The organism is Mangrovicoccus algicola (genome assembly GCF_014903745.1).
Classification (GTDB): Bacteria; Pseudomonadota; Alphaproteobacteria; order Rhodobacterales; family Rhodobacteraceae; genus Mangrovicoccus; species Mangrovicoccus algicola.
In genome coordinates, this window is record NZ_JACVXA010000107.1 from 1 (window position 1) to 7,772 (window position 7,772).

10 protein-coding genes are annotated in these 7,772 nt (G+C 72.5%); 9 read left to right on the plus strand and 1 reads right to left on the minus strand.

Features of this window, described 5'->3' with window-relative positions; all coding sequences use genetic code 11:
* The 7 genes from ICN82_RS20420 to hemP all read left to right on the plus strand — a co-directional run.
* On the plus strand, positions 1–566 hold a 566-nt coding region (locus tag ICN82_RS20420), incomplete at its 5' end, for an ABC transporter permease subunit (RefSeq protein WP_193186979.1).
* Position 567: 1 nt separating this feature from the next.
* Positions 568–1,620, plus strand: coding sequence for an amino acid ABC transporter permease (locus ICN82_RS20425; RefSeq protein ID WP_193186982.1), 1,053 nt, complete (start codon positions 568–570; stop codon positions 1,618–1,620).
* A gap of 164 nt (positions 1,621–1,784) precedes the next feature.
* Entirely contained in the window at positions 1,785–2,822 is a 1,038-nt protein-coding gene (locus ICN82_RS20430; protein WP_193186985.1) for a transporter substrate-binding domain-containing protein, read from the plus strand.
* An 88-nt stretch (positions 2,823–2,910) separates the two neighbouring features.
* The gene (locus tag ICN82_RS20435; RefSeq protein ID WP_193186987.1) at positions 2,911–3,522 is read left to right on the plus strand and encodes a protein-tyrosine phosphatase family protein; all 612 of its coding nucleotides are present in this window, start codon (positions 2,911–2,913) and stop codon (positions 3,520–3,522) included.
* A 14-nt stretch (positions 3,523–3,536) separates the two neighbouring features.
* Positions 3,537–4,319: an amino acid ABC transporter ATP-binding protein gene (locus tag ICN82_RS20440; protein ID WP_193186990.1), complete on the plus strand. Its 783-nt coding sequence runs from the start codon at positions 3,537–3,539 to the stop codon at positions 4,317–4,319.
* A gap of 152 nt (positions 4,320–4,471) precedes the next feature.
* Positions 4,472–4,936 carry a hypothetical protein gene (locus ICN82_RS20445; RefSeq protein ID WP_193186993.1) on the plus strand — a complete coding sequence of 155 codons (465 nt, stop codon included), beginning with the start codon at positions 4,472–4,474 and terminating at the stop codon, positions 4,934–4,936.
* A 56-nt stretch (positions 4,937–4,992) separates the two neighbouring features.
* A complete protein-coding gene (gene hemP, locus ICN82_RS20450) occupies positions 4,993–5,151 on the plus strand; it encodes a hemin uptake protein HemP (protein WP_193186996.1) in 159 nt (52 codons plus the stop codon).
* A 329-nt stretch (positions 5,152–5,480) separates the two neighbouring features.
* On the opposite strand, the gene ICN82_RS20455 is transcribed toward hemP, so the two are convergent.
* Positions 5,481–6,293 carry a thioesterase II family protein gene (locus ICN82_RS20455; protein ID WP_193186999.1) on the minus strand — a complete coding sequence of 271 codons (813 nt, stop codon included), beginning with the start codon at positions 6,291–6,293 and terminating at the stop codon, positions 5,481–5,483.
* A 96-nt stretch (positions 6,294–6,389) separates the two neighbouring features.
* Between ICN82_RS20455 and ICN82_RS20460 the strand changes: the two genes are divergently transcribed.
* Positions 6,390–7,127 (plus strand): hypothetical protein, encoded by a 738-nt coding sequence (locus tag ICN82_RS20460; protein ID WP_193187002.1) that lies wholly within the window; start codon positions 6,390–6,392, stop codon positions 7,125–7,127.
* On the plus strand, positions 7,108–7,772 hold a 665-nt coding region (locus tag ICN82_RS20465; RefSeq protein WP_193187005.1), incomplete at its 3' end, for a propanediol utilization protein. The genes ICN82_RS20460 and ICN82_RS20465, both read left to right, overlap by 20 nt.

Below are 7,772 nucleotides of genomic sequence, written 5' to 3' on the forward strand. Positions count from 1 at the left end.
GCCGCGACCGGACCGGGCGGGCCCAGCCGGTCGCGGCGGCGGTGGCGGAGGCGCTGGCGGGGCTGGCGCTGCTGGCCTTGTGGCTCGATCCCGTGCCGCTGGCCTGGTCCGTGCCGCGGCTGGAGGGGTTCGATTTCACCGGCGGCGGCCGGGTCTCGCTGCAATTCGCGGTGATCGCGGTGACGCTGATGCTGTATCACGGGGCCCAGATCGGCGAGGTGCTGCGCGGCGGCATCCTGTCGGTGCCCCCCGGCCAGCGCGAGGCCGCGCAGGCCCTGGGCCTGTCGCCGCGCCAGGCCACGCGGCTGGTCGTGCTGCCGCAGGTGCTGCGCCTGATCGGGCCGCCGATGAACAACCAGTATGTCAACCTGATCAAGAACACCTCCGTGGCCATCGCCGTGGGCTATTCCGACCTGATGTCGGTCTCGGGCACGATCATCAACCAGACCTTCCGCCCGCTGGAGATGATGCTGCTGACGATGGCGGTGTATCTGGCGATCTGCCTGGCGGTGACCACCCAGCTGAACCGGCTGGGCGACCGGCTGCGCCGCAGGGAGGGCCGCTGAGATGGGGTCGTTTCCGCGCCGTCTGCGCCCCGCCTCCCTGCCCGCCCTGATCGTCAGCCTGGCGGCGCTGCTGCTGTGCCTGCCCGTCGCGGCGGGCGCACTGCGCTGGGTCGTCGCCGATGCTGTCTGGCCATGGGACCCGGCCGCGCTCTGCGCGGAGCGCGCGGGCATCTGCTGGCCCTTCATCACCGAGAAGGCCGGGCTGATCTTCTTCGGCACCTATCCGCATGACCTGCTGTGGCGCCCCTGCATGGCCAGCCTGCTGCTCTGCGCGCTGGCGGTGCTGACGGGGCTGTGGCTGAGCGGGCGCGGGACGCGGCCGGGCGCGGCCGGGCTGGCCCTGCTCTGGGCGGCGGTGCTGGCGGCGGCGCTGGTCCTGCTGGGGGGCGGGGTCTGGGGCATGGTCCCCGTGGGCAGCCTGCGCTGGAACGGGCTGCCGGTGCTGCTGCTGCTGTCGCTGGGATCGGTCGCGCTGGCCTTTCCGCTGGGCGTGCTGCTGGCGCTGGCGCGCGAACAGGACCGCAACCGGCTGACGGCGTGGCTGGCGGCCTGCTATATCGAGACGGCGCGCGGCGTGCCAATGCTGACCGTGCTGTTCACCGGCATCTTCGTGCTGCCGCTGATGCTGCCGTCGGGCAGCGCGCTGCCGCCTGTGGCGGCGGTGCTGGTGGCCCTGATCCTGTTCCATGCCGCCTATTTCGCCGAGGATATCCGCGGCGGGCTGCGGGCGCTGCCGCGCGGGCAGGCGGAGGCCGCGCAGGCGCTGGGGCTGTCGCGGCGGTCGCGCCTGGGCGAAGTGCTGCTGCCGCAGGCCATCCGCCGCGCGCTGCCGTCCATCGTCAACAGCGTGATCGGCGCCTACAAGGACACGTCGCTGGTGGTGGTGGTCGGCATCCACGACCTGACCGCCACCGCGCGCATGGCCTTTTCCGATCCCGCCTGGCGGGCCCAGGCGCTGGAGGGCTATTTCGTCATCGGCCTGTGGTTCTTCATGTCCTGCGCCTTCCTGTCGATGATCGGGCGCCGCCTGCAGCGGCGGGAGGCGGGGCAGTGAGCCGGGGGGATCTGCCTGCCAAAGAGGCAGATCCGCATATTTCCGGCGAGATCGGGGGCGGGCCGGCCATTCTGTCGCAAATTTCTTACGATGTACGTGTATACAGGTATGGCGACGACTCGGGCGTCGATCCCCACACCCACAGCCCCAGAACGGATAGCATCATGAAACCTTTCCTCTCCTGCCTCCTGCTTGCCGCCGCCACGCTGGCCGCCCCCGCCGCCTTCGCCGGCGCGGTTCTCGACGACATCAAGTCCGGCGACCGGCTGATCTGCCTCGTGAACCCCAATTCGCCCGGCTTCTCGGTCCCCGACAGCCAGGGCGTCTTCCAGGGCTTCAACACCGATTTCTGCCGCATGGCCGCGGCCGCGATCCTGGGCGATGCCGACAAGGCGGATATCCGCGGCATCGGCTTTTCCGACGCGATGAAGACGCTGGTGGCGCGCGGCGCGCATATGGCGTCGCGCTCGATCACCCGCACGGGCACGCGCGATGCCGATGCGGGCATGACCTTCGTCGCGACCACCTTCTATGACGGGCAGGGCTTCATGGTGCCGAAATCCCTGGGCGTGGCGCGGGCCGCCGACCTGGCCGGGGCGACCGTCTGCGCCGAGGACGGCTCCACCACGCTTCTGACCCTGGCCGACTGGTTCGGCGATCGCGGCATGGCATACCGGGTGGAGAACATCGCCGACAAAACCGCGCGGCTGGAGGCCTTTTTCGCGGGCAAATGCGACGTCTATGCCTCCGATGTCACCGCGCTGAATTCCGACCGGCTGCTGGCGGCCGCCCCGGACGACTACGTGATCCTTCCCGAGGTGATCTCCAACGAGCCGCTGACGCTGGTCACCCAGCCCGACCAGGACCTTGAATCGGCGGTGTTCTGGGCCTTCCAGGTGATGCTGAATGCCGATCGCCACGGTCTGACCTCGCAGAATGTGGAGGCGGCGCGCGCGGATCTGGGCAGCCAGCCCCAGGCGGTGGCGCGCCTGCTGTCCTCCGATGGCGCGGCGACCGAGATGGCGGCCAAGCTGGGCCTGCCGGGCGACTGGGCCTATCAGGTGATCCGCCAGGTCGGATCCTATTCCGAGGTGTTCGAGCGCCACCTGGGCGCCGGGACGCCCTTCGCGCTGAGCCGCGCGGGCACCGTCAATGCCGATGCCGCGGATGGCGGGCTGATGTATCCCTACCCGATCCGCTGAAACCTGCGCCGCCGCGGGGCCCCGAGGCCCCCCGCGGCGGCGTTTCTTCCCCCGAAGGCCGCGTATCGACAAGAAAAGGACATCGAGAATGGGCATGATCGAGCCGGAGAAATACTCGCCGCAGCAGCGCAGGCAGCTCATGGACCTGGAAACGAGCATCCGCACCGAGATCGCCGCCCCCCGGGGCGGACGGATCGTCACGATGGGGTTCCCCGGGCTGGCCTTCGGCATCGACGGCGGCGCCTATCTCGATCCCGCCAGGATGGCCGCGACGCTGGATCATCCCGTCCTGTCGCGTTGCGGCCTGCTGGCCGTGCTGGTGGAGCCCGGCGAAATGCCGGGCGGCGCCCTGGCGGCGCTGGAAACGGCCTGCACCGCGCGCGGCACCGGCTTTGCCCATCTGCCGATCGAGGATTACAGCGTGCCGGGACCCGGGTTCCGGGCCGGATGGGCGCAGATCGAGAGCCGGGTGGCGCGGATCCTGGAAGACGGCGGCACGCTGGGCCTGTCCTGCCATTACGGCGCCGGGCGCTCGGGGCTGATCGCCGCCGGCCTGCTGATCGACCAGGGCCTGTCCGCCGAGGCGGCGCTGGAGGTGCTGCGCGGCCAGTTCCCCGATTCGGTGGAAAGCGCCGCGCAGCTGGACTGGCTGGCCGCCCGGGCGCGCGACCGCGCGGCTGCCGCCCTCCGGCCCGCCTGAGACCGGAGCCTGCCATGTCCTTTCCCGCCCGCATCGACACGGTCGCCCGCGCCGTGCCCGCCGCTCCGGTCATCGAGGTGTCCGGCCTGAACAAGTGGTACGGACCCTATCATGCCCTGCGCGACATCGACCTGACGGTGGCGCAGGGCGAGCGGATCGTCATCGCCGGGCCCTCGGGTTCGGGCAAGTCCACCCTGATCCGCTGTCTCAACGGGCTGGAGACCCATCAGAAGGGCCGCATCGTGGTCCACGGCTCGGAGCTGTCCCGCGCGCCGGGCGGCACGCCCGGCATCGGCGCCGAGATCGGGATGGTGTTCCAGCAGTTCAACCTGTTCCCGCACATGACCATCCTGGAGAATTGCATGCTGGCGCCGATGCGCGTGCGCGGGCTGCCCCGGGCCGAGGCGGAGGCCCGCGCCCGCCAGTTCCTGGACAAGGTGCGCATCGGCGCGCAGGCCGGGAAATACCCGGCCATGCTTTCGGGCGGCCAGCAACAGCGCGCCGCCATCGCGCGGGCATTGTGCATGCGCCCCAGGGTGATGCTGTTCGACGAACCGACCTCGGCGCTCGATCCGGAGGTGATCCGCGAGGTCCTGGATGTCATGGTCGCGCTGGCGGCGGAGGGCATGACCATGATCTGCGTCACGCATGAGATGGGCTTTGCCCGCGAGGTGGCTGACCGGATGATCTTCATGGACGAGGGACAGATCGTCGAGGAGGCGCCGCCGGCGGCCTTCTTCGACGCGCCGCGCCATCCCCGCACGCAGCATTTTCTCAGCCGCATCCTGGGCGCCTGAGCCGCGGGCGCGCGAAGGGGCTTGCCAATGCGCCTGTATCCGACATAATTTGTCGGAAATCGGACGGCCCCAAGCGGGTCCGTCCCGGCGACCAGCGACTGCCCGGCTTCCGGCGCATGCCATTGCCTGCGACTGCTCGGAGGAGAGAGCTGATGACAGACAGGACGGATCCCGCCAGGGACAGGTCCCAGGCCCCGGAGGCGCCGGCTGCCATGGCGCGCATGGAGACCGTGCTGAGCGCGCCGGAGGCCCGGACCCTTCGGGTCGCGCGCTACCTGTTCCAGAGTTTCGCCCGCCCGGCCAGCCATGCCTGGCGGCAGGCCCTGGCCGAGGCGGTCCACCTGCCCGGCGGGATGGCGGCGCTGCCGCCGCTCTGCGCGGCGATCGAGGAGATGCTGGTGGCCCGCGGCTCGGCGCTGCGCTTTGCCAATCCCGACTGTCCCGGCTGCGCGGCGCGGATCACCCCGCATGAACGCCAGTTCATGGCCTGCCTGCGGATGGTGGCGCGCGGCGAGATGGCCGCGGCGGAGCGGCATGCGATGCTGCTTTGCGAAGCCAATGACAGCCGCGCCTTTCTTGCCGGGCTGACCCGCATTCCGGGGGCGGCCACATGCTGACCGCCATGTCCGGCCATGTCCTGCATGTTCCCACCCCTACAGCCAGGAGACCCGCCATGGAAGATGGCAGCCTTGCCCCCACGCCCTTTCCGCAGCTTCCGCGTTTCGATGCGCGCGACCTGATCCGCGACGGCACCACCGCGCTGATCGAGCTGGATGGCCAGATCTACACCCTGCGCATCACCCGCGCGGGCAAGCTGATCCTGACGAAATAGCGGCGCGGCGGCCCGCGCGACCGGCGCGCGGCCCGATCCGGCAGGGGCCCCGTCTGGCTGGATGATCTCTGGCTGGAAAGGGGCTCCGGCGGTCCGGAATTGGAAGGCGCCCGCGCCCGCTGGCATATGGCTGACTTGGCGCGGCGGCATTCCGTCGACGGCGTGGCTCGCTGGGCTGGCTTTCAGCTTGCGACCTGCTGGCGGCGTCGTCGTTGATCCCTACATATGCGATCCGGCGCGGCCTTCAAGCATAAAAAACCTGACAAAAATTCTTTATTTCAAGGGCTTGCGGAGGCGCTTTCCCGAGTGAAAAACTCGGGATGCCGCCCTCAGGCCGCCGGCGCCACGGGCCAGAGGCCGCGCAGCCGCGGCAGAAGCGCGTCCAGCTGCGGCCGGTCCAGCATGTGGCCGCCCTCCAGGGGATGCAGCCGCATCGTCGCGCGGGTGAAGCGCGCCCAGCCCTGCGCCTCGTCCCGGGACACGACATGGTCGCCGCGCGCGGCAAAGACCTCGACCGGACAGTCCAGCGGCGGGCCCGGGGGGATCCTCCCTGCCGCGCAGGCGGCGAAATCGGCGCGCAAAACCGGCTCGAACAGGGCGCGCAGCCCGGCATCCTGCAGCAGCTCGGCCGGGGTGCCGCCCATGCGCGCGATCTCCTTCCAGAACCCGGCGCTGTCGCGTTCCAGCAGGTCCAGCCGCCGGGTTCCGTCCGCAAGCCGGTCCGGCGGCAGCGCCCCCAGCACGAAAACCACCTCCGGGCCGGGCAGGCCGCGCGCCGCCAGCTCGCGCGCCAGCAGGCAGGCCAGCGTGCCGCCCATGGAATAGCCGAACAGCCCGTAGCGCGGCGGCAGGGCGGGGGCCAGCTCCGCCGCGAGGCAGGCGGCGCGGGCCGTCATGGTCGCGGGGGCTTCTTCGCGCAGCCGGGCGTCGCGGCCCGGCAGGGCGGGGGCCATCACGGCAGCGTCGCGGCGCATCCAGGGCCGGAAATTGGACGCGCCCGCCCCGGCCGGGGGCAGGCAGATCAGTGCGGGCAGGCGGTCGGTCATCGCGGGGGGCGGCACGGTTTTCGGGTCATGGCCGCCATCATAGCCGCGGCGGCGCCGGGGCTGAACCCCGCCGCGCGGCGTCCCGGCGCGACGCAAGGTCTTTGCACGGCCCCGTGCCGATGGGATAGAGCGCATCGCGGGACGGATGCAGGGCAGGCGGGGCGGAAGGTGACGGCGGCGCAGCAGGCGGGCATGGCGGGGGAACGGGGCGGCGCATTGCGCCTGCGCGGTCTCTCCGGCTGCGCGCCGATCGCCGCGCCGGGGGTGTTCTGGCGGTCCTGCCGGGTCGCGCTGGGAAATGTGGATCACGTCCGGCACGGGACGCTGCGGCTGGAGCTGCCGGAGGCGCTGGCAGGCGCGCGGCCCGCGCGGCGCGCGGAGTTCCTGGGCGGGCGGCTCTGTGCCGCGCTGGCCCTGCGCGCGGCGGGCAGCGACGGGGCGGTGGGCCGCGCGGGGCGGGTGCCGGTCTGGCCGGCGGGGTTCTCGGGCTCGATCACCCATGCGCAGGGCCGGGTCCTGGCGGCGGCCTGCCGGGGGGGCGCCGGGATCGGGATCGACCTGGCGCCGCTCTTTTCCGCGGCGCTGGCGGCCGAGCTGGGGCCGCGGCTCGGCGTCCCCGTCGGCCTGCCCGGCCGGGACGCGGCGCGGCAGGCGACGCTCCTCTTCGCGGCGCGGGAGGCGCTTTTCAAGGCGCTTTCGGCCGGGCTGGCCGATATTCCCGATTTCGGCGCGGCGGTGCAGCTGGGCATTGCGGGGGACCGCGTCCTCCTGCGGTTCCGGGGCGGGGCATGGCCGGTCCGCTTCCGGTTCGTCGCGGGGGCCTGCATTGCCCTGGCGCGGGCGGAGACGCGGCTGGATGGCGAGGCGGTGCCGGGCTGGCCGGGCGGATCGCACAGGGGGGACGCAGGCGATGGGACAGCCGCGGCATGACCGGGCGGCCGGGGCGGGACGGCTCCGCATCGCGGGGCATTTCGGCGAGTTCCTGCAGGGACGGCTGGGCCCGGCCGGGCCGCTGGTGCTGGTGACGCTGCCCTGCGCGGCGGCGGGGGTCGTCGCGCTTCATCGCCCGGCTCCGGCGCTGCGACTGCAGGGCGATGCGCTGCGTCCCGACCGGGCGCGCGCGATGCTGGCGCAGCTGGGGGCCGGGCTGCGCGGGCGGGTGCTGATCCGGGCGCTTGACGAACCGGGCGGCGGCACCGGCACCTCGACCGCCGCGCTCCTGGCGCTGGCCCGTCTGGCGGGGCAGGGCGGGCGGCCGCCACAGGACCTGGCCCGGGCCGCGCTTGCCGTCGAAGGGGCCAGCGATCCGCTGATGTTTCCGGCGCCCGGGCGGGTGCTCTGGGCCTCGCGCGAGGGCCGGGCGCTTGCCTGCCTGCCGCCGCTCCCGGCGATGCAGGCGATCGGCGGCCTGCTGGGGCCGCCCTGCCGCACCCGGCCGCAGGACATGCGCTATCCCGACATTTCCGATCTCGTGGCGCGCTGGCAGGCGGGACCCGGAGCGGCGGAGGCCGCGCGCCTGGCCTCGCAAAGCGCGGCGCGCACGCTGGCGCTGCGCGGCCCGGCCGGGGACCCGAC

What these genes read in the sequence shown, in the direction of transcription:
- ICN82_RS20425 (WP_193186982.1), top strand. Translation starts at nt 568, where the DNA reads ATGGGGTCGTTTCCGCGCCGTCTGCGCCCCGCCTCCCTGCCCGCCCTG.
- ICN82_RS20440 (WP_193186990.1), top strand. Translation starts at nt 3,537, where the DNA reads ATGTCCTTTCCCGCCCGCATCGACACGGTCGCCCGCGCCGTGCCCGCC.
- ICN82_RS20435 (WP_193186987.1), top strand. Translation starts at nt 2,911, where the DNA reads ATGGGCATGATCGAGCCGGAGAAATACTCGCCGCAGCAGCGCAGGCAG.
- hemP (WP_193186996.1), top strand. Translation starts at nt 4,993, where the DNA reads ATGGAAGATGGCAGCCTTGCCCCCACGCCCTTTCCGCAGCTTCCGCGT.
- ICN82_RS20460 (WP_193187002.1), top strand. Translation starts at nt 6,390, where the DNA reads ATGGCGGGGGAACGGGGCGGCGCATTGCGCCTGCGCGGTCTCTCCGGC.
- ICN82_RS20445 (WP_193186993.1), top strand. Translation starts at nt 4,472, where the DNA reads ATGACAGACAGGACGGATCCCGCCAGGGACAGGTCCCAGGCCCCGGAG.
- ICN82_RS20430 (WP_193186985.1), top strand. Translation starts at nt 1,785, where the DNA reads ATGAAACCTTTCCTCTCCTGCCTCCTGCTTGCCGCCGCCACGCTGGCC.